The sequence below is a fragment of the Ruegeria sp. BH8 genome (assembly GCF_056538065.1).
The window spans coordinates 1-24,287 of record NZ_JBQFSP010000020.1; the positions used below are offsets into that span (position 1 = coordinate 1).

The 24,287-nt window shown below is 52.5% G+C and carries 18 protein-coding genes and 2 pseudogenes; 10 read left to right on the forward strand and 10 right to left on the reverse strand.

The annotated features are described in order from the left end of the window. The 4 genes from ACR0AD_RS19320 to ACR0AD_RS19335 all read right to left on the reverse strand — a co-directional run. Window positions 1-463: hypothetical protein (locus ACR0AD_RS19320; RefSeq protein WP_480489082.1), on the reverse strand; the 463-nt coding region annotated here is incomplete at its 3' end. A gap of 381 nt (window positions 464-844) precedes the next feature. Further along, window positions 845-1,843, reverse strand: coding sequence for an endonuclease/exonuclease/phosphatase family protein (locus tag ACR0AD_RS19325; RefSeq protein ID WP_480489084.1), 999 nt, complete (start codon window positions 1,841-1,843; stop codon window positions 845-847). Between the two features lie 25 nt (window positions 1,844-1,868). Further along, window positions 1,869-2,381, reverse strand: coding sequence for a hypothetical protein (locus tag ACR0AD_RS19330; protein WP_480489086.1), 513 nt, complete (start codon window positions 2,379-2,381; stop codon window positions 1,869-1,871). After that, window positions 2,378-2,785, reverse strand: a complete 408-nt coding sequence (locus ACR0AD_RS19335) for a hypothetical protein (RefSeq protein WP_480489088.1) — start codon at window positions 2,783-2,785, stop codon at window positions 2,378-2,380. The genes ACR0AD_RS19330 and ACR0AD_RS19335 overlap by 4 nt, the downstream gene beginning before the upstream one ends. A gap of 860 nt (window positions 2,786-3,645) precedes the next feature. On the opposite strand from ACR0AD_RS19335, the gene ACR0AD_RS19340 reads away from it, so the two are divergent. Then, window positions 3,646-4,074: a hypothetical protein gene (locus ACR0AD_RS19340; RefSeq protein WP_480489090.1), complete on the forward strand. Its 429-nt coding sequence runs from the start codon at window positions 3,646-3,648 to the stop codon at window positions 4,072-4,074. Window positions 4,075-4,561: 487 nt separating this feature from the next. Next, window positions 4,562-6,451: a DNA/RNA non-specific endonuclease gene (locus ACR0AD_RS19345; RefSeq protein WP_480489092.1), complete on the forward strand. Its 1,890-nt coding sequence runs from the start codon at window positions 4,562-4,564 to the stop codon at window positions 6,449-6,451. Between the two features lie 330 nt (window positions 6,452-6,781). Here the strand turns inward: ACR0AD_RS19345 and ACR0AD_RS19350 are convergent, their stop codons facing one another. The 4 genes and pseudogenes from ACR0AD_RS19350 to ACR0AD_RS19365 form a co-directional block, all read right to left on the reverse strand. Further along, a complete protein-coding gene (locus ACR0AD_RS19350) occupies window positions 6,782-8,479 on the reverse strand; it encodes a S41 family peptidase (protein ID WP_480489094.1) in 1,698 nt (565 codons plus the stop codon). A gap of 336 nt (window positions 8,480-8,815) precedes the next feature. Further along, a pseudogene (locus ACR0AD_RS19355) lies at window positions 8,816-9,460 on the reverse strand (transposase). Window positions 9,461-10,375: 915 nt separating this feature from the next. Next, complete coding sequence (locus tag ACR0AD_RS19360) at window positions 10,376-11,305, reverse strand: addiction module protein (protein WP_480489096.1); 930 nt, start codon at window positions 11,303-11,305, stop codon at window positions 10,376-10,378. Window positions 11,306-12,018: 713 nt separating this feature from the next. Further along, window positions 12,019-12,510: a lecithin retinol acyltransferase family protein gene (locus ACR0AD_RS19365; RefSeq protein ID WP_480489136.1), complete on the reverse strand. Its 492-nt coding sequence runs from the start codon at window positions 12,508-12,510 to the stop codon at window positions 12,019-12,021. An 84-nt stretch (window positions 12,511-12,594) separates the two neighbouring features. Here ACR0AD_RS19365 and ACR0AD_RS19370 point away from each other — a divergent pair, with 84 nt between their 5' ends. Then, complete coding sequence (locus tag ACR0AD_RS19370; RefSeq protein WP_480489098.1) at window positions 12,595-12,966, forward strand: helix-turn-helix domain-containing protein; 372 nt, start codon at window positions 12,595-12,597, stop codon at window positions 12,964-12,966. 96 nt (window positions 12,967-13,062) lie between these two features. On the opposite strand, the gene ACR0AD_RS19375 is transcribed toward ACR0AD_RS19370, so the two are convergent. Beyond that, entirely contained in the window at window positions 13,063-13,749 is a 687-nt protein-coding gene (locus ACR0AD_RS19375; RefSeq protein ID WP_480489100.1) for a hypothetical protein, read from the reverse strand. 485 nt (window positions 13,750-14,234) lie between these two features. On the opposite strand from ACR0AD_RS19375, the pseudogene istA reads away from it, so the two are divergent. Further along, window positions 14,235-15,514: pseudogene (gene istA, locus ACR0AD_RS19380) on the forward strand (IS21 family transposase); the annotation flags it as partial. 31 nt (window positions 15,515-15,545) lie between these two features. On the opposite strand, the gene ACR0AD_RS19385 reads toward istA, so the two are convergent. Beyond that, entirely contained in the window at window positions 15,546-18,449 is a 2,904-nt protein-coding gene (locus ACR0AD_RS19385) for a Tn3 family transposase (protein ID WP_480489101.1), read from the reverse strand. Between the two features lie 94 nt (window positions 18,450-18,543). Here ACR0AD_RS19385 and ACR0AD_RS19390 point away from each other — a divergent pair, with 94 nt between their 5' ends. The 6 genes from ACR0AD_RS19390 (at window position 18,544) to ACR0AD_RS19415 (ending at window position 24,241) form a co-directional block, all read left to right on the forward strand. Next, window positions 18,544-19,149, forward strand: a complete 606-nt coding sequence (locus ACR0AD_RS19390) for a recombinase family protein (RefSeq protein WP_480489103.1) — start codon at window positions 18,544-18,546, stop codon at window positions 19,147-19,149. A 691-nt stretch (window positions 19,150-19,840) separates the two neighbouring features. Further along, window positions 19,841-21,145 (forward strand): hypothetical protein, encoded by a 1,305-nt coding sequence (locus ACR0AD_RS19395; RefSeq protein ID WP_480489105.1) that lies wholly within the window; start codon window positions 19,841-19,843, stop codon window positions 21,143-21,145. Window positions 21,146-21,147: 2 nt separating this feature from the next. Beyond that, on the forward strand, window positions 21,148-21,354 hold the full coding sequence (locus ACR0AD_RS19400; protein ID WP_480489106.1) for a hypothetical protein: 207 nt from the start codon (window positions 21,148-21,150) through the stop codon (window positions 21,352-21,354). Between the two features lie 183 nt (window positions 21,355-21,537). Further along, entirely contained in the window at window positions 21,538-22,176 is a 639-nt protein-coding gene (locus ACR0AD_RS19405) for a nucleotidyl transferase AbiEii/AbiGii toxin family protein (RefSeq protein ID WP_480489138.1), read from the forward strand. Between the two features lie 563 nt (window positions 22,177-22,739). After that, window positions 22,740-23,285, forward strand: a complete 546-nt coding sequence (locus tag ACR0AD_RS19410; protein WP_480489108.1) for a recombinase family protein — start codon at window positions 22,740-22,742, stop codon at window positions 23,283-23,285. Window positions 23,286-23,314: 29 nt separating this feature from the next. After that, on the forward strand, window positions 23,315-24,241 hold the full coding sequence (locus ACR0AD_RS19415) for a hypothetical protein (protein ID WP_480489110.1): 927 nt from the start codon (window positions 23,315-23,317) through the stop codon (window positions 24,239-24,241). Window positions 24,242-24,287 lie beyond the last annotated feature (46 nt).

Sequence of the window (24,287 nt, forward strand, 5' to 3'; positions counted from 1 at the left end):
AGTTTTCTTGGCACACACGCAACATGTCCCGATCCATGTCTATTGTTCCATTGAAGATGGGATCACCTCGTGTCTCTGGTCTTGCAATTTCCCAGACGACGATTCCGTTCACAGCAATTCGGAATCCGGTTTGTTCACAAAGACCGCATGCTCCTCGCATTGTCGGAGCCCGGTAGTCTAGTGTTTCAAAAGAAACTTCATTGCCATCAATCAAGCATTTCGGAGGTTCTTCATAGACGTCATGAAGACTTCTGGGGGCGTTTGGCTTCGTCGTCTCCGAGTGCAACTGTCCACCGCCTAATTCGGTCCAAAATACCCTAACAAAAAAGTGCTGTTGGTAGTTGCTCGCGTCGAGTTCATAACAATGGGACAACACCATTGATCCCCATTGATCTGCATAAGCAGGCAGAACCAAGCTCGCCTGACAAGCCAACGCTAGAACCACTGACCTTGGAAGCGTCACTTCATTTGTCCTTTAAATTTGTTGACCTACTAGGCCCCATCTAGAACGCTCTGTCAAAGTAAGCAGCCATTGGCGCAGGTCGCAGCATCGGTCTAAATGGCCTCATAGCCGACTTTCTCTGAAGCGCGTCATCGTGTGGATATGCAGCTCAATGCCAATTTCATTGCAAAGGCATTATTCGGCCTGGTGTGCCATTTGATGTTGAGCGATCACCTCACTCCTGGTCACACTATGACGGTTGAGTCAGGTTCGTGTGACGTTCACCACATTGCATTATGAAATGTGTCGGGCAGCCTAGAGCCGCCCACAATACCGCATTTTCACGTTCAATGACCTACTTGCAGACGGCGCAAGTCATCATAGCTGACGTGACGTATTAGCTCATTGCGTGAGCGTCATGCGAACGGGGCAATGGTCACTCAGGCGCTGACGCGCTCTTTCAGCATATTCAGGGGCCTCATCAAACCCAAGACCGACCTTGTCGAACGTGACCGTCGAAAACCCATCAAGGAATGCCCCATCCGCGACGATCAAATCGATGTGTTCGTCAAAGCGTTCCTGGTGTTTTGGCCAACAGACGTTGTCCAATCCTTCTGGGCCCTTGCGCAAAATTAGATTGAAAGGTTGGCCATCATTGAGTTCGGCCCAAAAGTCTTCATGACGTGTTGGGTTGCGATATGCAAAATTCAGGCGTCGGTTAAAATCTCCGACGACAACGACACTTTTCCCCAGAGCGTCTTGCAACTCGATCCAGTTCTCCAGAATGGCCAGCTGAGCCTTGAGAGTCCGGCAGTCGAAACGTGAATCGAACGGTTTTTGGTTGAAGAAGTTCTGATCCTCAACGTCGCGAAGAGGGTATTGATGGCATGATGATTTCAGATGAACGTTCAGAAAAGATACAGGTTGCCCATTGATCTCGAATTCAACGTGCATGGCCGAACGTGTTGGGCGGATGCTGGGGCCGTCCTTTGCACGGTTCAAATCAATATGCTGTATGGAAAACGCATCAACGGTTTCGACGGTTGGCAGAACAGGAAAGCGGTCCTTTGAGATCGCCACTGCAGTGAAGATGTCGCGTTCGCTTGCTGGCCGGTCCTCATCGCCATCCTGATAGCGATCCGAAATGACAAGGTGATAGCCGGAGGCCGAAAAAATTCGTTCCAGAGCCGCCGGGGAGCCGATCTCTTGCAATCCGATAATGTCGGCGTCCAGTGTTTCAGCAATTTCTGCGAGGCGGTCATAGTCAACATCTTCTCTTGGGAATGAACCATCCCTAAGGGCTACGCCAGTTTGATGGTGCAAATTAGCAATGTTCCAAGACGCAATAGTTATGTCTTCTGCAACAACTGGCATGGCGCCGAGAGTGAGCCCGATCAACATTGCAGTTCTTAAATATATAGTCATCTCAACTGTTTTCCTTACTTTCTGTTTGGATCCGCCAGTACATGGACGTGTCACAAAGACCGCCCATTCTGTCACGGAAGCGATTGAAGGCAGTTTCGTCCCCCAAGAGATCGGCGTTGATGTATGCCTGTGCGCAGTAAGCCCTGATTTCGCGATGATCCTCAGGCGTTGCTCGATAGGCGGATCCCGCAGCATATCCGACAAGAAGAGCGATTGAGAGAGATGCAGCGCCAAAGGACGCAATGATCCCACGCGACTGATCCACACCAAAGAGGTACACGCCAACAGCTCCAAGCAGGCCAAGAAACGCAGGTATGACATCTCCCACAGCAGCAGAGCGGCTCATTCCGCCTGCAAAGCCAGCACATGCACCCACGAGGGCGAGCGCGAACAGCAATGGAGCAACAACTTTCCAGCTTTCGCGCTGAAAGGTGATGGCTGCCAGAAACGGCAGAATGAAACCGACACCGGCAGAGAGGAAGAAGTAGCCGGCGACAGCGCCAATGAAATTCATTGGGTCAAGGCTCCACCACCAATGATCAGACCGCTTCCAAGCGGGACATCGCCAACAACGGATTCCGGCGCGAGCAGATAGGTTCCGTTGGGATCAATCCATTGCCGGTGGTGGTTCAGAAATTCAGAGACATCTGGCGAGAGATCGGGTGATCCTTTCTTTACGACCAGCTCACCGCCCTCAATGACCGCATAGTTACGATTGAAGTCGACATAGTTTTCCAGATGAGGCGTTACTGGTTGAAAAATCGGACCAGGTGGCCCTCCCGGGCCGGGCCCACCCGGCCCCCACGGATTGCAATCAAACAGCGGGCCTGGGCAGTTCGCTTTGTCTTGTGCGTAAACCTCTGTTGCCTGAACACCAAAACCGATGCAGCACAGAAGCGCATAGTAAAATAGCCGCATTGCAACAACCTCCCCTAAGAAAAAAATTAATGTACGATTGCGAGGCAGAATTGGTCTTCGCCCATAAAGGGTAGCACAGTGTACAGACTCGCGCCAACTGAAGCGTCTGAAACAGGAAACGGAGCGGTGGGTCTAGCAATGGCGCAGGTTGAGGGTCGCCACGAGTGAGTACTATGTGACCAGGAGATAGAACGAGGAGCGTGGCAGTTCTTATACAATGGCAAGACGGCACTATTCTCTGCAGCTTCAATGCGCCAGGCGTTCTGGCAATCGTCAACGTAGGAGAATTTCCTCAAGCCCTCAGAGTCGAATTATGGTGTCAGAAACTGCGCAGACTCACCTAATGGTTCAGAAAGGTATTCTGGAACAAATCACCTATCTCCGCCGATTTGCTTCAGGCTGAAAAAATGCAAGCTTGGTAGGTCTGGAGTCGACTGTAAAGTCTTCAACGCGATCTGAACCGAGTGTCAGCAAGACACATTGCTTTCCTGGGGACAGTGCAATCTCCTTGGTTGCGCCGTTGGTATCCCGCAATAGACCGACGCTGTAAGAGTTGTCGTAGTGCGAGTTGTCATTGCTGCGGGCCACGGAACCAGAAGATGTGAACGTTAGGACGGTGCAACCAGGATCGTCTGCAAGAGTGCTCGCATATCGGGCCGGCCATCTGCCTCCGAGTTGCGGGCCATCCATCAACAGGGAAAACTCCAGATTTGGGGCGACGGATCGCAGAGCTTCGTGGCACGGATCATTGCGCGCGGGATCCTTCCAAGCTCCTTTCCCAAAAATAGCGGAAAATACATTGAAAATGTAATGACCTGTGTAATGATGCACCAGTAGTTTTCAAAGAAAAGGTTTTTAGTATGACCAATGACTCGACTGTAGTAATTAAGCTCGCGGGCGGTGGAGATGAGCCTGTGCGCGCAAGTGGCCTTTCTTACATTCGCCGTGTATTGGATTTTGAAGCGGCACAAGAACCTGAGGCGTCATCAGTGGTCGTTGTTGGCGGCTTAAAGCTTGCGTCAACAACTTCACCGCGCGATTTGGCATCAAAATTCGCTGAGATTGTGGAAATTATCTCTTTATCAGCCCCGGACAACTCTATCCTTCAGGTTAGGGGTGCGGCAGTAAAAGACGTGGACGATACTCCCAGTACGATGCCTGGTGCCAACAGTTGGCTTGTCTTCGGTGTCGGACCTTCAGCGCCACGACTCGGTGTACGTCAAACACGAGAGCAACTCCGTGACGCTTGGTTGGCGGCTAACCTGGATCCGGAAGCATCCGGAATTTAGTGTTTGGTGTATATGCCTTGAATTTCCGAGGCGTGCTAGCCGTGCAGATTTGGGTAGTTGAATTTATTCGCCAACCCCGATGCTGTCAGTCCAATTGGTGTAGTAGATAAAACACCGTCCCATCACCGCCATGCCTGCACTGCAGTGTTCCCTATCCATCTTGCACATCCCGTTGAAGCAGGTGGCTCGGCGCTAGTCAGCATCTTCCACATGGCAGCCATTCTCATACTGAGGACTGAGCACAAGGCCTGACCCAAGTGTCTTCAACGGGATAGGCAAACAAGTATGGCAATGGGAGGGCGCGGGGCGGGAATCGTCTTGCACAATCGTCAACGGAACGTTGGTCACCTTTGGCGTGAAGAGGTAGATCAATCCTTCTTCAATAGGACAGTTGGCACGGTTCCTGTCATCAAGAGCCAGGCTGTGATACAATCTAAGGCATTCTCGAAAGAATTTTTTCTCACGCTCAAGATATTGGAGGATGAATATGGTTGCCAAGAGAACTTCAAAAAAAACACAGTTGCGCGACGCCCTGCGCCGATACATTCGCTCCCAAGGCGCAGACTATCTACGTGACCCGAATATTACCTCTGTCGGCGTCGGCCGAAAAAACGGGGATGGAAAGGTAGGTCTCGTCTTTACTGTTGGTCAGAAGGCAGAAACCTCCGTTATCGAGTCACTCGGAAGTCGTGAGATCCCTACCGAAATTGAGATCGAGGGTTTCAAGGTTGCAACTGATGTATTGGAGAGAAGTTTCGAACCGTCGTTTAGACTGGTCGATGCAGAAGCCGGCAGTATCCTGAAGTCGCGTCTCGATCCTGTTGTACCCGGAGCCAGTGTCAGTCATGTCGACGGGACGGCCGGAACTTTGGGCATGATCGTTTTTGATAGCGAAACTGGTGCCCCATGTATCTTGTCAAACTGGCACGTGTTGGACGGAAACACGGGCGAAGTCGGTGACCCGATTGTTCAGCCAGGACCTCATGACGACAACAATATTGCCAACAACTTCTGCGGCACATTGTTACGCAGTCATCTTGGTGCTGCAGGCGATTGTGCCTTGGCTCGTCTACAAAATCGGGGTTTCGAGCGCGCCATTCACGACCTGGACATTATCCCGGCGCGCATAGCTGAGGTAGAATTGGATGACCTGGTAGTCAAATCTGGTCGTACGACTGAAACGACCTATGGCATTGTGCGGCGCACGGATGTGATGGCAAAGATCGACTACAAGGGCCATACCGGAGAGCGTGAGATAGGTGGCTTTGAAATTGGTCCGGACCCCGCTCATTTAGCGCTAAACAATGAAATCAGCATGGGTGGAGATTCCGGCTCCGCATGGATGATTGCCGATGGCGATAGTGCAACAGATATTTTTGCCGGCCTGCACTTTGCAGGTGAGGGTCGCGGCAACCCGGATGAGCACGCCTTGGCCTGTTACCCGAGATCAGTTCAGCAAAAGTTGAATTTTGCTCTTGAGCCACCTGAAGGTGTCACTTTTGAAGAAGACGAGCCCGAAGCCATTGGCGCCCGGGCGGGGTTTGACGCTGAATTTCTTGGAATGACAGCGCCGATGCCAGGGATGGCTTTGTCGATTAAAAGAGATGCTGTCAATTTCGGGCGAGCGCAGACGGTACCCTATACCCACTTCTCCGTTTGTTTGAGCGCGAAACGGAGGCTGGCCCGATACGTTGCGTGGAACATTGATGGTGCGCGAAAAGTCCAGCTAGGCCGACATGGTTTCAGGCTCGACCCTCGGATTGACGCGGATGTTCAATGGGACAACTCACTTTATCACAACAACAAGCTGGACCGGGGGCACATTGCGCGTCGCGCCGATCTGGCGTGGGGATCGATCCCGGAAGCGCGTCAGGCGAATAGAGACTCGTTTTATTTCACCAACATCGCGCCGCAGCATGAACGATACAATCAATCCAGCCGCGGCGGCGTATGGGGACGGCTGGAAAACATTATCCTTGAGGAAGCCGCCGCGCAGGATATCCGGGTTTCTGTGATTGCCGGCCCAATATTCAGGGATGATGACCCAGAGTACCGCGGTGCTCTCATCCCCCGTGATTTTTGGAAACTGATTGCTTATCGGAGTCATAATGATGAACTAACCGCAGCCTGTTTTCTGCTATCACAAAACGACCTGTTGAGCGACATCGAAACGATCGACTTCGATCCGTTCCGGCTGTTTCAGATATCTGTGGAAGAGTTAACGGAGCGCACCACGCTGGATTTCGGCTTCTATGAAGAGGCCGATATCACGCACAAAGCTGAACGTCTCAGCCCGTTGAGCTCCGAGAATTTGTCTGGAACATCGATTGCCCAAAATGTTCGCGAAATCTTCACAATCGAAGAAATCGCGATCTAATACTTACCGGGCGGCCAAAAAACCGCCCGGTATACTGCTACATGAGGACCAACTCGCTATCGCGCCTGTGACATTTGAGAGTCCTGCGGCATCGTATTATTTGAGCATTATTCGAACCGGGCTATGATCGCCCAGTCGCCACCGCGCCCTGCCCTCGTATTCAGGCACCTCATCAAAACCAAGATCAACCTTGCCAAAGGTGACTGAGGAAACCATTCTGGCTGTCTCTCGCCTTTCAAGTCATCGCAGCGCTAGGCCCTGCTGGTGCGGGTACGGGTTGCCTAGCGTTATCATATCGCTCGGCGGCGGGCGGGAAGCACTCCAATCCAGTCAAGAAATGAGGTCAGCGGCTTTCCCGATCAAATCCACATTATCATTGAGGACATCGTTTCGCGTCATTCGATGCTGATGATCAGGTACCACACCCAGATCTTCGAGTGGCACACCCGCATTTTCGCGCACTCGTGTCGTACGCCGAATTGCAAATCTCATATCTGCTCCGCCCGGCAATGGGGAAAGCGGGTGTGAGGTTACTGAAAGCGCATCCCTTAGAAGTTCATGGTCGAAAACATTGGCACCACCCGCTCCGGTATTGCCGTCTATCCCAAGAATTGGGCCGATGTCATGATCTTGATAACCCGCAGCAAATATATCTGTGGTTGAGTAGCATCGGGCATCAGTAATCACGACTGTTTTACCAGGATAGACGCGGCCAATGGCGTTCGTGTTTGCAGCTGGTTCGATTGGGAAACCTTGTGAGTAAACAGCCGCCGTGACCACCGACAACTCAATGGACCGTGCCCATTGAACGGCGAAACCATCTAGCGCTGCTTCTGCAATGCTGTGAGTGATATCGTTATTAATGAACTGAAGACGCTCCGCCTCGATAGTATCGTCAGTAAAGAGTTGCAGCATTCTCTCACCGTTAAGAATGATGCCCCCACCATTTCCACGAACATCGATGATCAGCCCGGTTTGCGGGAGCATCCCAAGAATTCGGCGAACTTCATCAATAAACATTGATGGACCAGGCTGGCTGAAAGTGCGGATTCTCAGGTAACCGAAATCGGTGCCGTTATGTGCCACTGTTCGGAACTCGAAAGTATCTGGAAAAAAGCTGGTTTCTGCAGCTATTGCCTCCAGACGCGCATCACCCTGTGTGCCACCACGATAGATCTTTTGAGCCGTGTCACGACGGTTTTGTGTGTTTTCAACGAACAATTCTTGCCGAGCACGATTGGTCAGCTCCATGTTCAGATCCAATCCCACGGCGTGCGACAGATTCAGCGAACCGTCATCTTCACTCGCCATGCCCGTGCCTGTGCCGCCGCCAGTATCGTTTGGACTAAAAACCTGCCACGGTAAGCGCAATTCTCTCGAAATCCCGTCAAGACTCACATATCCAACCAGAATCCATTCGGCTGCAGGCGGTAGAGACATGGCCATTGGGCGCACCGTCATACCATCAAGGCCGCGCACGTAACGCGCCGGTGGGTTCGATCCCGCTTCGAGATCTGCATTGTCTTCAACCGCGCGCTCGACCGGCACCCCGGACCAGTGGGTAATCTCAACTCCCGGGACGAACGTCGGGTGTGAAAAACCTACAAGCATTCGTGAAACTATATAATGCCGCGTCTGCGAGGCATCGTAAAATTCCTCCATCAAAAACGGAAGAAACGCGGTATGACCCCTATAGGGAGCTGGAAGAATGTAATTAGTGTGCAAATCGCGCACACTTTTGAAAATCGAGATCATCTCGTCATGAAATTGACGCTCGTTCAGGACGCCGACCTTACGCCGCAGCAGCTTAAGTCGTTGAACCGGATCAACTGCATGCATGGCTCGTTTAAGGGGTAGATGGACGTAAATCTCTTCCATCAGAAATTGAGCTTGATCGATGATCTCACGGCGCTCTGGTTCAGTAAGAGCCCCGGTGGTTGCCAGGAATTCAGAAAGGTCCACGATGTCTGCAGATTGTGAAATGGTGGTCGGCGCCTCAGCAACGCCTTCAATGTCGTTTAGTTTCATTATAAGTATCCATTTAAAGAAGTCGAAAAACTGAAAAACAAGTCACGCAATAGGAAATAATAGTATCATTTCTGGCGGGTATCGGCAAATTCTTTGGGGGCGCCTGGTCCACCTCATTATCGGTATCTAATAAGGACACAGGAGCGAAACCAATCGAGTGACGGGCAGCCAATAGGGTGATTGTTCACCGGAAGCTGCGAAGCACATTCGCTTTCGACAGACTTATGAGATTAACAAGTTGGCATGGCTGAACCCCACACATTTTCCGCGGCAGCAATCGAGATAGGGCTTAAAAAAGAAACAAATTCAGGCATTTTAGGTTCCAGACGCATTAATTTACAGCCGGAACAAGACGGTGGCTGCGAGCGCGATGGCCGAGAGGAAGACCTTCGGGCATCGATCATAGCGAGTGGCTACACGCCGCCAGTCCTTCAGGCGTCCGAACATAATCTCGATCCTGTTACGGCGCTTGTCGTAACGGGCAGGCTTGTCGCGTGGTTTTCGGCCTGGGATGCAGGGCTTTATACCCTTGTCTATTAGGGCTTCACGGAACCAGTCCGCATCATAACCGCGATCACCCAGTAACCATTCAGCCGATGGTAGGCTGTTCACCAGAGCCCTTGGTCCTACCGATCAGTCTACCACGCCCGCCTTTTTCAACCGCAGACTGGAGGCTGTGCGGTGCGATTTGAGGTATATTGCGTCGATCATGATCGTCTTGTGATCCGTGCCTACAGCAGCCAATCCTTCCATGATCCGAGCGAACACACCCATGTTGCTCCACCGCTTCCATCGTTTGTATAGCGTCTTTGACGGCCCATATTCGCGAGGTGCATCAGACCACCGCAACACATTGCGGTTTATAAAAATAATCCCGCTCAGAACACGCCGGTCGTCAACCCTCGGCTTGCCATGGCTCTTCGGAAAGTAAGGCTGAAGACGCTCCATTTGTTCGTCAGTCAGCCAGAATAGATTGCTCATTACACACCCCTGAAATTCAGGAGTTTGAATCACGCAGTCGAGATCACGGCAACCAATTTAATGAGTCCAGAACCTAAAAATCACTAGGCGCTAGATCACCGCGGTTTTCCACTAAGACGATGTGGGACGTTAAATTTGCTCTGGCTCTCAATACCTGCAACTGGATGCAAACTATCTGCGACGAGCTTACATTGGTGAGACAAACATCAGTCTCATGAGACCAGTTTGCAGAAATGTCAGACCCGGCGGGTGAAGCTGGCTTAGGTTTTCGGATCGGGTTTTCTGGTGCACCGAAGCTGGAGCTTACCGCCGCATCCTCTCCACAAGAATAACGGGTGCACTCCTTGCGAGCGCTCGACGGCATTGTGTCGATTGCCAGCCGCGGGCATTAATACCTAGCGCAACGGATTCAGCGACAGAGCCCAAAGTGCCTGATGTTGAGGGCTGCATCAGCGGCAGCTATGCGCGCCGTTCCAGCCGCCCGCCTGCCGCCGACTAATGGCTGCTCGCGGGTCACACCTGCGTCCCCGAAATACTTCGGAATGCACGAAATCCGAAAAAAGCACCGCGAGCGGGGAGTTGGGGACTTCCCCTGAGGGGTTGGCCAAGATCAGATTGTGGACGTCAGCGGTCAGTCAAGGAAGTTGACTCTTTGTTTCAATTTGAACTGTATTGTGACCCGCACACGCTGTGGAGCTCGCCCTTGAGTGGGGTACTACATTGGAAAGTAACAACAAATGAATCTTTGAGGCTGGGTTGTGTTTTCAAGCGACGGTTTTCAATCGACCGTGCGGTCTCCTTGCCTCTTTCGAAGTCGTACTATATATAGTTTGTAGGCAAAAGAATTGTTTGCAAAAACATTCTTCATGGAGAACTAGCTATGACGTTCGAAAAGAATGTAGGAATATAAGGGGCTTAGCCCTTCTGGCCGACGATCTTGATGAAGTCCGGCTCGTTGGCCAGATGATTCCAGTCGTTGTCGTTCCAAACGGTCTTTTTCTCTGCTGCTTTGTCCCTACAAGTATCAAGAGCTGAACCAAGGTCTGCCAGACACTTTGTCAGACAGCTGCTTTCTTTGGAGTCCTTGTATAGTAGTGCATAGTAGCACCCACGGTTATAATATGCAGGGTTCAAGGTTCTTTCCGCGAACTCCCCGCTTGTGGCTAATTTGATAAACTTGTTCAAAGTATCGATTGCAGCATATAGGTCTTTGTTCCACCGATAGACCCGCGCAAGTTGGATCCAGGTTACTGCGTTGGCTCGGCCATTGCGAATTAGCGCTTCGCCACGCTCGATGGCATCGTCACGCAAAGCTCTCACTTCGGGGTTATCTGCCGCCTCAAGCAGTTTCATATTCGTCTCCAGAAGATCCAATCGCTCCTCGTTTTCCTTGGATTCCATGATAGCAGCATCTGCTGTTGACTGTGCATCGGCGACCTGCTGCTCCAAGTGATCAGCCATCCTCGAAAGCAAGCGTCGCGCACCGAAACCTGCAATTACGCTTGTGGATATTACGCGAAGATAGGCTGTAAGGCCTTGAAACGATGAAGCTATCCCTCCGACTGCAACCATAAAAAACAGGAATCCGAGAGCACCTGCAACACCGATGCACATACTTTGAAAGACGGAAGGGAAGAAATATAGTTCTGATGTGCTGGCCGACGGTGAGTCCTCGCCGGCGCTGCCTTTCAAAGCTTTCTCGTTGTTGACAAAGTGGGCGACCAGACCGCCAAACCCTCCAAAAACAAGGCACATTACCAAGATGGATAATATCTCGCCAATACTCTCAGGCAAAGGTATCATGTCACCAGTGTTGGGGGGAAACTCGGCTTCTTCCACATTCATACCTTTCAAAAACCTCCGATCTCGGCAGGGTACATCCAGACAGATATTCACGGCACTTTACCTTGATCGAAGGGAACCATATTCGATGTCCATTATGTCAGCAACGAAGACTTTTCTCTGAGGGTTTCCGTGCCGACAGTGCTTTCCTTATCTGTCTACTCGACCTTCTTTCCATGCTGTTTGGGGATGGAGGAAGAAACCATCGGACGAACGCCGAAGGCGAAGAAGGAATGCGCGCTCGAAAAACCGGTGGGCAGCAATGCGCAGATAGCGGCTCCTCCCGATGATCGGTCGAAGGTCGGCAATGTCCGTGTATCGCCTGTTCATGCGGCGTACAGTGAAAGTCGATCCTTCCCTGACCGAGCCTTGGTGTAGATTGCGACGAAGGTGTCGGACGAGCCCATAGAATCAGATTCTGCGGCAAGAACGAGCGGCGGCTTCATAACAGCCTACGCCAAACAGTTCATGCAAGTGTTTAGCAGTATCTGAGAAACATCAGATAGCTGAGTGAAAGAAGCATCAGCCAAAAAGACGAACCGCAACAACGCTGACGCGTCACAGCGGTTCGTCCCTACCACCAGAGTATCTGTAGGGCTCAATTCTCGACAACATAGAGGTCGTAGTTGTCAGATGCCCACCTTTCACACCAAGGCCCTTCCATAGCAGCGGTTCAAATTATTACCCCCCCGCCTTCAGGCCTGAAGATTAACGGATCAACCAAGTGATTTCAGTTCCTGCGTGGCAGAAAGGCCGATCAGGGCACCGATACAAGCTATAGCAAGGTATGCCGTTGGGCTGGGGTTCTTTGCGATCATCTTTGTTGCGCCCACTGAAATCGCAATTCCCGAAAGCACTCCTCCCACCTGACGTGATGTCGGCTTCAACCCACAGGCCCAGTTTGCAAAGGTCTCACAGTTCTGCGTCATGTAATTGTACCGCCACGTCCCGATCCGTGAACGGGCGTTTTCGAGGATCACATATGTTGGTAGTTCGGGCTGCCGCCTCACACGTCCAGTCTTGTTGCCTCTGACAACATCGTCATATGGCTCCTCGCGCGCAGTTCCGGTTTCCGCCCTGGCTGATATCAACATCAGCTTTCCAAGGGAACATTTCCGGTCGCTTACGATCGAGTAGTGCTCGTAGGACCCCATGGAGGTCACAATCAGGTCTCCCGGGAGCAGAGAATCTTCGAATTTTGTCTTCATCTTCGTCACAATTTTTCCTATGTTGGACGTGTCTCATTATTGAAGGCAATATCATTATTGCCTTAGTTATCCAATTTGGAGATTATGAACGAATTGTCAACCGACAAAGCGACATATTCAATGATCCTATGCAGCCTGATGTCCCAAATCTGCGAAGACCGAGGACTTCTGCAAAAGGACTTCTTTCAGAAAACGGGAATTGCGACCGGCACCTGGTCGCGCATCATGCGTGGTCAGGCACATTTTCAGATTGAAGATTTACGTTCCGCGTGCCGTGTCCTTGGACTGACTGTCGGGCAACTGACAACGGAGGCAGATATCAGGCAGAAACAGCTGATTGAGCAGGAAGGTATTGAAGTCGTGTCCAAGGATGAACTCAAATCTGAGGGGTCGACAGCAGGAAAACTGATCGCCGGCGCTGCACTTGCCTTCCTTTTGATGAGGCTTTCCCAATAGCTCTGTGCACTACTGTTTTGACTAAGCCAACTCCGGAGTCGCAGCCGCCGCAAATACAAAGCTGACCTCGATGCTGAGTCGCTGAATAGCGACGCCTCAATTGGTTCGGGGCGCAAAATGATCGATCCCCAGCCTCAACTCCAGCAAAGCTTCGAGATAACTTGTGGTATGCCTGTGATTTGAGATGCTTTGAAACTGCCAGGGCCATTCCGGATCCATACTAAATCCGCCGCACGGGGCCGTACCAATCATCGGTTCCGGGGCATAAGCTGAAGCGACGTCCTTCATCGCTTTGATGAGTTCGTTTTCCAGAATCCCGACGTAGATCGCCTGCAAACGTCTCAGTTCGTTCCGACCCTTTTCAGTGGAGCCGCAGATGTTGTCCATCCAAGGTCCATGGTGGTGTGGTGCCTCGCCTCGTAAATCCAGCAAATCAAGCCGCTCAATCGCACCATCTTGGAGGAGCCGTCGCACCATATCGGCATTGGGATCGCTTTGGTTGCCATCCAAGCCCCATAGCATCAACCGAAAAGGCGAGATCAGATGGAGCCAGGCCTGATCCACCTCCTCCATCGCAAGCCGCTGGCGTTCAAGATTGTCCCGGTAGTCTTGCCATATGCCGAAACTTGCAACCATGAACCCGGCGATGGCGAGGATGACAGCAACCCAACCGGCCGGACGAAGCTTTGCAATCCCGCTACGGCTTGCATCCCAGGTCTCCCCCGTCACAGCAACACCCGCGGCCAATGCTGCGATAAGGTTTCCAAGAAATGCAATCAGCATAAACGAACCATCTTTGAGGCACAAAAACTTGGATGACTATGCATGCTCACATGATCGATTGCCAATAGTTGGCTCGATGGGTCCAACGAGGTCCGATGAAAGTACTTAAAAGACCCGCGCTAAACACAGCGGCCACAAAAGACGCGCTAGTAACCAAAATTCTACAAGCACGGCGGTTCTTTATGTGCTTTTAGTCACACAGTTGGGTGTTTCCTTCGCACTGATCACCCCAATACCAAAACACATGGCATTTCACCGATTGCATATACTCTCGATGAGCGAAATAACTTCAAATTGAAGAGTTACCTCGCTTTTCCCGCCACGGGATATCGCCTTAATTAGGTGAGCAGCACGTTGTTTGATCACCCGGGCTGTTGATTTCCGCTGAGAAGTGACCCGGTAGGCCAGGTAATTTTCACTGAGAATTGACCCATGTGAGCACATTGCCCCGACGTTTTCGTTTGGGGAGATTTGGAGTGATCGACATGGGATTTTTGAGTGTCATACGACGCTGGGCATTGCGTGACAAAATGCCAATTCGCGAGATTTCACGGCGCACGGGGCTGTCTCGCAACACCATCAAAAAGTATCTACGCGAAAGCGCTGTAGAACCGAAGTTCAAGACACCGCCGCGTTCGAGCAAATTGGATCCGTATGCGGATCGGTTGTCTGCCTGGCTGCTCGCCCAGACACGCAAGCCCCGCAAGGAGCGCCGCACGGTGAAGCAGATGCATGCTGATCTGGTGAAGCTGGGTTATGAAGGATCCTATGGCCGTGTTGCCGCATTCGCGCGGACGTGGCGGTCAGATCGGCACGGTGCGGAACAGACGACGGGACGTGGAACTTACGTGCCGCTGGTATTCCAGCCGGGTGAAGCGTTCCAGTTCGACTGGAGCGAAGACTGGGCCAATATCGGTGGAGATCGGGTCAAGCTTCAGGTCGCCCATATCAAACTCTCACACAGCCGGGCTTTCCTCGTGCGAGCCTATCCGTTGCAAACGCATGAGATGCTGTTTGACGCCCATTGGCATGCGTTCCGCGTGTTTGGCGGCGTTCCCGGCCGCGGGATTTACGATAATATGAAGACGGCCGTGGACCGTGTGGGCCGAGGCAAGCAGCGTGACATCAATGCCCGCTTCAAGGCCATGGCCAGCCATTATGTTTTTGAACCAGAGTTCTGCAACCCTGCTGCCGGTTGGGAGAAAGGTCAGGTCGAGAAGAACGTCCGCGATGCGCGCAACCGGCTGTGGCAGGTCATGCCCGTCTTCAAGGATCTGGGCGAGCTGAACCAATGGCTTGAGGATCGCTGTGTCGCCCTATGGGGCGAGACAAAGCACCGGGAGTTGCCGGGTACTGTTGCTGATGCATGGGAAGCTGAGAAGCCCACGTTGATGGCGCTGCCGCCCGCCTTCGATGGATTTGTCGAACACAGCAAACGGGTATCGCCGACATGCCTGGTGACCTTCGAACGCAACCGGTACAGCGTGCCGGCCAGCGTATCAGCCTGCATGTCTACCCCGAACGTCTGGTCATCGTGGCTGAGGGCCAAACCGTTTGTTCACATGAGCGGATCATAGAGCGGTCACATCGCAAGCCTGGCAGAGTGGTCTACGATTGGCGTCACTATTTGGCAGTCATCCAACGTAAACCGGGTGCTCTGCGTAACGGTGCGCCGTTCACAGAGATGCCAGATGCCTTCCGTCGGCTCCATGATCATATGCTCCGCAAAGAGGGTGGTGACAGGGAAATGGTCGATATCCTGTCAGGGGTGGATTCCGGTAGGGGGCAGGATTGTATCATAAGCGGTGGCGGCTCGAATTCTTCCACCTGTATTCGCCGGTGAGAAGGATATGGGCCCACCCGAGCGGCGAGATATGCGAGAGAAGGTCATCGGGGCAGTCCAGACCGGTGCGTTTTCGCGCGGAGACCGCCTCTCCCAGATGTTTGGTATTCCAATAGATGATGATGGCTGCGAGGAGGTTTAGGCCTGCCATTCGGTAGTGCTGGCCCTTGGCAGTACGGTCGCGGATTTCACCTTGGCGACCAATTCTCAATGCGTTCTTCAGGGCGTGATGCGCCTCGCCCTTATTCAGCCCGATCTGCGCACGGCGCTGCATGTCGGCATCGAGCAACCAGTCGATGATAAACAGTGTCCGTTCTATCCTGCCGATTTCACGCAGGGCGAGGGCGAGTTCATGCTGACGGGGATATGCCGCGAATTTCTTCAAGAGCTGGCTTGGCGGCATTGTGCCGGCCGCCATGGTTGCCACTGCCCGCAGAATGTCAGGCCAGTTCTCTGTGATGAGAGGCTCCCGGACTTTACCACCGATCAAACCCCGGAGCTCTTTCGGAGCTGACGCGGTGTCGAACAGGTAAAGCCGCTTGGACGGCAGATCGCGAATGCGCGGAATGAAGCGATAGGCCAAAAGCGCGGTGACGGCAAAGACATGATCGGTAAAACCGCCTGTGTCAGCATATTGCTCTTCGATTTTCCTGCCCGTTTCATTCATCAGCAACCCATCCAGAATGTATGGCGCTTCGTTCACTGTGGCTGGGATGTTTTGGGTCGCAAACGGGCCAAACTGATCAGATACATGGGTGTAGGCTTTCAAGCCGGGTTCAGAGCCATATTTCGCGTTTATCAGGTTCATCGCCTCACCCTGTCGCGCGGCAGGAAAGAACTGACCGTCACTGGACGCCGTGACACCGCCGCCCCAGAATCTTGCCATGGGCAATTGAGATTGGGCTTCAATGACTGTTGCCAACGCCCGATTGATGGCATCACTTTCAATGTGCCAACGTGACAGGCGCGAGAGCTGGAGGTAGTCGTGCGTATTGGTCGCTTCGGCCATCTTGCTCAGGCCAAGATTCAGCCCCTCGGCTAACAGTACGTTCAACAACCCGACGCGATCTTTGCAGGGTGATCCGGTGCGCAAATGCGTGAAGGCTTCCGTGAAGCCTGTTTCGTCATCGATTTCCAGCAGCAGGTCCGTGATACGGACGGAAGGCAGGCGATCATAAAGATCGAGCACCAGTGCGTCGGCTTCTTCGGGCACGGCCGAAGTCAGCCGGTCAACCTTCAGGATACCGTTTTCAATAGAACCACCTGGTATTGCCCCGGATCTGGCAGCTTCGGCGAGCCGTTCAAGCCCCTGTGCCAATCGGGCTTTACGATCTGCGATCCATGTTTCCGGCTCGAATGGCACCGTTAATTTCGGTGTTAATCTGGCGGCTTCAATCGGGACCAGGGCTTGCTTCAGATCGGCATAACGACGTGAATGGGCAAGCCAGATATCACCAGATCGAAATGCATCGCGCATGTGGAACAGCACCGATACTTCCCAGAGCCGGTGATCATCAGGGGTTTGGGCATTCAGGTGCCGGTGCCATTTTGAACTGCGCCGCAGAAAGCCAGTTGGTCGAGACCTGCGCCGTTGATCATTCCCAATGAGTGCCATCGCTGCCATCAACGGACTGGCCACGTTGGAAGCCTGGATATCAAGGACACGTAGCATGCGAGGCGCATAGCGCCTGAACCTATGGAAACCTTGCGTTACATGAGCCAAAGGGTCGGCAGCCATCGTGTCTGTCAGTTCGGCGGCGGTCGCAACGAGGTTTTCGAGCTGTGGCCAACCGCAGGCGGTTTCGGTTGCAGCATCGAGCGAAGCGCCATCTCCCTTTGCTTCCAGCAGGGCAACTCCCAAGCTCTTGAAGGACTTCAGCGTTTCATACAGTGCCGACTTTGCATTGGTCACTCGCAGGTCACAGATTTTCTTGGCGTCTCTCCATGTTTTGCCAACGATCCGGTCGTGGGTCTCGACCACGGCATCGGCTATGGCCGCCTGCCATTCGACCGCACAGACAGCGAGAATGGCAAGACGACGGTCACTAGTGATATCGCGCAGGCCATCTGCAAAATATCGTTCTCCCTGTCGGCGTAGTCGCGTGACGCGGTGAGGAGGAACATCCCCCAGAACATCTGCTGGCAGACCGAGTTTCTGTAGGAATTCCAGCCGATCCAGAAGACGGCTGGCATCTGCCGAGTTTTTCCCAACCTCGAATTGTCGAAGCCATACAAAACGGCTGACTGTACCATCCACTAACTCGGACAATAAGCCATCCAGACGTTCTTTCATTTCGCAGTTGAGGAGATCTGCGATCCGCGTTTCTATCCGTCGCTCAGCGGCGACAAGAGCGTCCGCGCAAAGCCGTTCGATGACCGATATACCCGGCAATACTGTCCGGGTGCGCCGACATTCTTCGACAAATCTCCGGGCAAGGTCTTCATTCGAACGGGCGGTCTCTGCCTCACCCTCAAGCCAAGCTTTCAGATCGCGCGCACCTTGGCTGGAAAACATCCTGTAACCGTAGATACTGCGAAGATCGACTAGGTGCCTTCGCCGGGTCGTCTCTGTTTCAGCATAGCAAGTGAGGTCGGCCGGGTTTTCGCCAAGTTGCGCGGCGATGAATTGGCCGACTTCCAATGGGATGACTTCACCCGCCACCAGCAATCGCCCTGGATACCGAAAGGCGCAGAGCTGTAAGGCAAAGCCCAAACGGTTGTGGGAATGTCGCCGGGTGCGGATGTGCTCAATGTCATCATCAGCCAATGTGTAGTGATGCAGGATCGTAGCCTGATCGGTCGGCAGGTCAAAAAGGGCCGACCGCTGGCGTTCGGTCAGAATGGATCGTCTTGGCATGCCCGATTGTCCTTGTTATTCATTAGTCTGTTTGAGACACATTTCGCACCAGCAAAATCAAAGAGTTGCAAGCCACAAATCCGAGAGGGTTCAATTGGGACAGCGTGCTGCCATCTATGCTCGGGTTTCCACCTCGGACCAATCTTGTGAACGGCAAGTCGCTGAGCTGACGGCTTTTGCCGAACGCGGTGGCTACGAGGTGGTAGATGTGTTCAAAGAAACCGCATCGGGCACTAAAGCCAATCGGGCAGCGCGCAATAGGATCATGAAGCTTGCTCAAGCCCGCCAGGTAGATGCCGTCCTCGTCACGGAATTGTCCCGGTGGGGACGTTCAACGAAAGACTTGCTGGAAACGCTGGATCAACTGGCCGGGTGGAAAGTCTCTGTCGTGGCCATGAGCGGCATGACCTTCGAGCTGGACACACCACATGGGCGAATGATGGCGACAATGTTGGCTGGGATCGCACAGTTTGAGCGCGATTTGCTAAGTGAACGTGTCAAATCGGGCCTGGCCGCCGCAAAAGCCCGTGGCAAGAAGCTCGGTCGCCAATCTGGCCAACGACCAAAATCCGACAAACTCACGCCGCAAGTCATCCAGGCTGTTGCCGGTGGGCGTTCCTACCGCTGGATCGCCCGCGATCTAGGCATATCCAAAAACACCGTGCTCGACATCATGAAACGGCACCGGCAAAACCAGTGATGGCAAAATGTCGTTTAGAAGGCCAAAGTCGTTGTTTGCTATCGTTGGAATTCGACACATCTTGTTCCACCCAAATGCGAACTGGTCACATCATTGCAGGCGGTAGTTCGCTCATGCGGGATATTGTGAAATCAAATTGGGCGAGTAAATTTATATTGCACAGGCGGTAGCGCACCAGGCTGCAATTGAGTAACCTTAGAGTTGAAATCTGAGTGCACAGGCCCTTTAGTTCAATGCTTTATGAAGAGTGTGTCCGATCTGCTATCTTGGACCCGGTCGGTTGGGGTGGGATTTTTCTTGCTCTTGTCTTTGCCGTTGCGCTTAGATGGTACGGGAAAAAGCGAACCGCTTACCTTGTGTTTGCGATAATTGCAGTTTTTTGTTCGATTTGGATGTACGGTTATTATGAGGCCAACTGTGTGGAACTGCGTTCATAGCGAGTGGAAGAGCAGATAGAAATTCATATATTTTGTAGGGAGATATCGCTTTGAGTGAGGCAGCGAGACGAACGAACTTGCGTGATTTTGTGGTGTCTAGATACGATGACGTTAGTAGCGGGAATACCACGCACGCTCAGCTTCTAGGAGAATCGATAGACCTAGCTGTTCGGCAAGTGCGGAATGACTATGGGATTACTTACGAAGATTCTCAACACGCTTTCGCCAATCGTCATGCAGTAACGGAAGCGGTAGTGGATGATCTGTTTTCGGTGTACGTAGGAGACCACGTATGGGGTCGTTGGAGAGGTAGTGGGGACTTCTGGCACAACCTTGATATTGATCCGAGAAGGGGGGCGACAGGCTTCCGCGATGAGTTTTTAGATAACACTGATCAGCTTCAACATACTGTCGCAGGGCTTTGGGCGGGGTACCATAAAAATTCACTACTCGAAGCCATCGCTAACCTTCGGGAAGAAGGTATTGCTGATTTGGCGATAAACCATGTCACTATCCCGCTCGGAAACAACATCAATGATCTAAATATTGATCAACTTGGGCTTCTATTGTTGGAGGCACTTGGAACACCGGAAGCGGTGGCGACTTACTTGGGTGAAACTGTACGCCCAGAGTGTTTTGGACCCGATACGCCCATCGACATGTGGCCGCTTGAGCCTGAATTCGCGCCTGATCCTAGCAATCCACACAAAGTCTTCGATCAAGACGCCGTGCGTGCCAAAATCTGGAAGAAGCCCATTGCGATGATCCGCAAAGGCGACATCGTTGTGTCTTTCGATGAGAACGACAACCTTATGCCGGGAAAGGTCTCAAGAACCTTCGAGAATGAATCCAAAATTCTGCTCGACTACTTCGGCACCCGCGTCACCCCCGGCCACGTGTATTTCCGCCCCGATAGCAAGAAGGCGGACAAATTCGAATGCCTGCTCGATATTCTGCGCGACGATGGCATGATCCAGAATGTCGAAGGCAAGAATATCCGTGCCGCGACCAACGTGCCTGTTGGCGATCCGCGCGACGGTTTCGTCTGGGCGATCACGCAAGAGCGCATTGACGGCATTCTTGTTGAGAAAGAACGTGGGCGCATCCGCTTGGGCACCCGCTTCATTATCAATAGCAAAACCTCGCAATGCGTGGCCGATGTGATCGAGGCTAGGGGCGGTATTATTGGCGAAGACGGGCTGATCCGCTCTGGCGACAGCGAACCGGAACCCTTTGTTTGGGAACATGGTGCCACTCTTCCTAAACCAGAGGCTTTTGTGCTGGAGGCTTCCGGTACAACTTTGGAGGACATCTATAAGGCCAGTGAATGGGAGAGTCGCCGTCCGCATATGCCCACGCCCATGGTATTGGACGGTGGACCAGTACAGCCATTGTCCGCAAGAGAACTGGCGATGATGCCGCGGAATCAACCAATCAACCTTGATCCTGTGCCAAGTTTAAATCGTGCCGGTCAGCCCACACTGAACCGCAAACAGCGCAAGGCCATGGAAGCCAAACAACGCAAGGCTGCCAAAGCCAGAAAACGTTTGGCAGGCTAATCATGGGTGACAGTAATGACGTCAAACCGGGTGATTTGGTGGATGCGTTCGAAGCCACCAAGTTACCCGGCGGCGAAAGCCCCCAATGGGTAAAGCAACCTACACATTACCCAGAGAAGAGACCGGTGATCTGGTACACCATCGAGCTATCAGATCCGACGCTGCGCATTCTTGCGCGACCTAAACCGTTTAAAGATACATTGAACTGAAAGCCTGTGTTCGGAAGTAGGCAGCTTCCATTCTGGCTTGAATTGTAAACCGTTGGTGCACAGCCAACGTTCCCTATTGCCGAAAACACTTAACTGGTGTGCCGCAAGTCCGGCAAACATCTCTTATGATACGATTCTGCCCCCTACCGGAATCGACCCCCCATAGCGGACCCTGAGCCAGGCATTGCCGAAAAGCTTGCCGCCGCGCTCGATGCCAATTTCATGCGTGCAGCTGCTGAGCTTGGCTATCCTGATCTTTTGTGCAGGGCGCAATCATTTAAGTATTTTCCGAAGGGTGAAGAGTTTCCGAAGAATGATGGGCCTGCCGTCAAAATGGGGATCGGGTATGCCCTCCGCGGTTCGCCGCAGGAAAAACACTTGGAGGCGGGACGGGCACCGAAAAAGCTAACCATCGACATCAGTTTCAAGGAACCGGTCGGCGCGATCCAGGTCATTCGCGACGCCACAAGTCAGGAAGCCTTTCAAGCGTACTCTCTGAATGATCTGATGGCAGAGAAAATTCGGGCGCTGCTCCAACAGGAAAAAAGGAACCGATACCGCCGCCAAGACATATACGACCTCGACATGTTGCTGGCGCGGTTTCCTTTTGACGAGACGGAGAAGGCCCAACTGCTCGCGATCCTTCGCGATAAGTGCGAGGCACGCGGCATCAAGCCTGCACGGGCGTCACTGGCCGAACCCAAAATCATGGAACGAGCAAAGGCAGATTGGCACACCCTAGAGGTGGAAATTGGTGAAGTTCCCAATTTCGACGAATGCTTCGAGCGAGTGAACGCCTTTTATGTTTCCATGCCTTGGTAAGCTTTCTGCTAGACGATCCGGAGCCGCGTAGAAAACTCAAGCTATGGCCTGACGCTAACAGTCCTTTCAAGTGAAGCCCTACCGGAGGACCCATATGAGGAAGACGATGAAGACGAGAAGTTGCTTGAGCAATGGATACCGAAATTTGCCTACGGGTGATGATCGCGCGTGAATTTGGCATTCTGTGAATGAGGTAGAAGCATGGGAATTATCGACAGTGCTTACTTTCGGATAACTTGCGGAAAGTGCGGGAATGCGACCACGGTCGTCGCGCATGATAAAGGTTCTGGGTGGGGTGGACCAAGCTGGAACTCTATAGGAAGCCCCAAGGATTTTGATATTTCCCAAACAATGAAAAATACTGGGCCGGAGATTACCTCTGCAACATGCCAACTGTGTGGAACAACCGCCACTTGGGAGGAGTCGTATTCCCGCAAGCCGGGTTGGTGATTGGTGCGTGACTCAAAATTTATGCACCACATGCCAAAACCCTAGAAAACAAGGTTGTGGGTATGGTGCGCAAATCTGGTGCAAGTCACTAAGCGTTCTGATACGCTCAAGCCATGTTGATCGGTTACGCCAGAGTGTCTACGCAAGCGCAAAGCCTTGACCGCCAAATTGGTGCACTGAATGGCGTCGGCGTCGAGCGCGTTTTCCGCGAGAAGGCAACCGCCAAATCATTGAAAGGTCGCCCACAGCTCGAAAAGGCTATCGACGCACTTGGCACGGACGACGTGTTAGTGATCGCTGAATGGGATCGAGCGACCCGTTCGATGATGGACGGCATCAAGATAATCCAGCGCGTCGCTGATCGTGGTGCCACTGTGAAGGTCCTGGACAAGCCTTGGCTCGATCTTACAACTCCCATGGGAAAAGGCATTCTCGCTTTTTTATCTGCCCTAGCGGAGGACGAAAGAGAGCGGATCACGAGGCGTGCCAACGAGGGCAGGGAAGCCGCTAAGGCTCGTGGCACCAAATTTGGGCCGAAGCCAAAGCTGACCGATCACCAACAGCAACTTGCTTTGGCGCGCCTTGCCATGGGCGACAGCTGCCGCGCAATAGGCCGTGATATGGGAGTTGCGCACACCACAATTTCTAGATTGAGATAGACTTTTACTCAGCGGATTAGGAGACGGATTTGATTGCTTTGGGAATACTAGGCTTCGTAGTAGTTCTTTCCTTTCTTACAAGCTTCTACCTCTATCGAGCGCGCCTTCGTGTGCGACTGCTTCATTTAGCTCCACCCGACCGCGTTTTCAGGTTCTCTGCATTCCGATTAGCTTTTTTGTTTCTGGTGTACTGGGCTGCTACCTTCGCGATCTTGAATATTGGCAATTGGTACTATCCCGTCACCAACGATCCAATTTTTTCGAACAAAGGGTCGATCACTGTAAACAACACGAAGGCCAGTGTTACTTATCAGTTTGTCTGTCGAGGCCTGAAATGTACCAACAAACAGGTTGATGTACTCCGTAGTGTAAGTGTTGATTTTGCGTTTCCAGAGAGTGTACCGGTTCGCCAAGAGTTTGTTGTTTCGGCAGACGTGTGGAGCGATATGGGCTTTCCAGCAGATACATATGTCGCTGAGCTTTTTAAGCCGAGTACGCTAGAAGGAAGAACAACTGATGTGTGCAGACAGGGACAGGAGCCAAAGAGCTTGTCTGTTGAGGCTTGTGTAGTCCTGGAGAACCCGGCGGATAACCTAGGCTTTCGTTGGACGCTTTCACCGTCCGAAACTGGCAAGATGCAATTGACAGTGAAGAGTGACGATATCCGGTTTCAGAATGATCCTCGTGCACGCACCAAGGGAGCAATCACTGTATCCCACCAAGGATTGGAACATGAGCTGAGCCAAGAGGACCCGCTGACAAAAATCGCTAATGTTGAGATAGATGGCGTACGCGGGGAAATCCGTTTCGAGTTGGACGTCCTAACCACCTTGGGTGTTTCGCAGCAAACTTTCGACATAATGAAGTTTATTGGAGCGATCGTGTCAGCATTGGCGGCCATGTTCGGGGCCGGATTCGCACTGAAGCTTCATAAAAGAAGCTCTGCACCGACTTAACATAATGAACCTTATCAGATAAAAGTTTGTACACGGGCACATTCTA

Coding starts and splice junctions, on each gene's coding strand:
- ACR0AD_RS19335 (WP_480489088.1), bottom strand. CDS start 2,785: ATGCGGCTATTTTACTATGCGCTTCTGTGCTGCATCGGTTTTGGTGTT.
- ACR0AD_RS19385 (WP_480489101.1), bottom strand. CDS start 18,449: ATGCCAAGACGATCCATTCTGACCGAACGCCAGCGGTCGGCCCTTTTT.
- ACR0AD_RS19400 (WP_480489106.1), top strand. CDS start 21,148: ATGGGTGACAGTAATGACGTCAAACCGGGTGATTTGGTGGATGCGTTC.
- ACR0AD_RS19410 (WP_480489108.1), top strand. CDS start 22,740: ATGTTGATCGGTTACGCCAGAGTGTCTACGCAAGCGCAAAGCCTTGAC.
- ACR0AD_RS19365 (WP_480489136.1), bottom strand. CDS start 12,510: ATGAAGACAAAATTCGAAGATTCTCTGCTCCCGGGAGACCTGATTGTG.
- ACR0AD_RS19340 (WP_480489090.1), top strand. CDS start 3,646: ATGACCAATGACTCGACTGTAGTAATTAAGCTCGCGGGCGGTGGAGAT.
- ACR0AD_RS19375 (WP_480489100.1), bottom strand. CDS start 13,749: ATGCTGATTGCATTTCTTGGAAACCTTATCGCAGCATTGGCCGCGGGT.
- ACR0AD_RS19345 (WP_480489092.1), top strand. CDS start 4,562: ATGGTTGCCAAGAGAACTTCAAAAAAAACACAGTTGCGCGACGCCCTG.
- ACR0AD_RS19350 (WP_480489094.1), bottom strand. CDS start 8,479: ATGAAACTAAACGACATTGAAGGCGTTGCTGAGGCGCCGACCACCATT.
- ACR0AD_RS19370 (WP_480489098.1), top strand. CDS start 12,595: ATGAACGAATTGTCAACCGACAAAGCGACATATTCAATGATCCTATGC.
- ACR0AD_RS19325 (WP_480489084.1), bottom strand. CDS start 1,843: ATGTTGATCGGGCTCACTCTCGGCGCCATGCCAGTTGTTGCAGAAGAC.
- ACR0AD_RS19330 (WP_480489086.1), bottom strand. CDS start 2,381: ATGAATTTCATTGGCGCTGTCGCCGGCTACTTCTTCCTCTCTGCCGGT.
- ACR0AD_RS19360 (WP_480489096.1), bottom strand. CDS start 11,305: ATGAATGTGGAAGAAGCCGAGTTTCCCCCCAACACTGGTGACATGATA.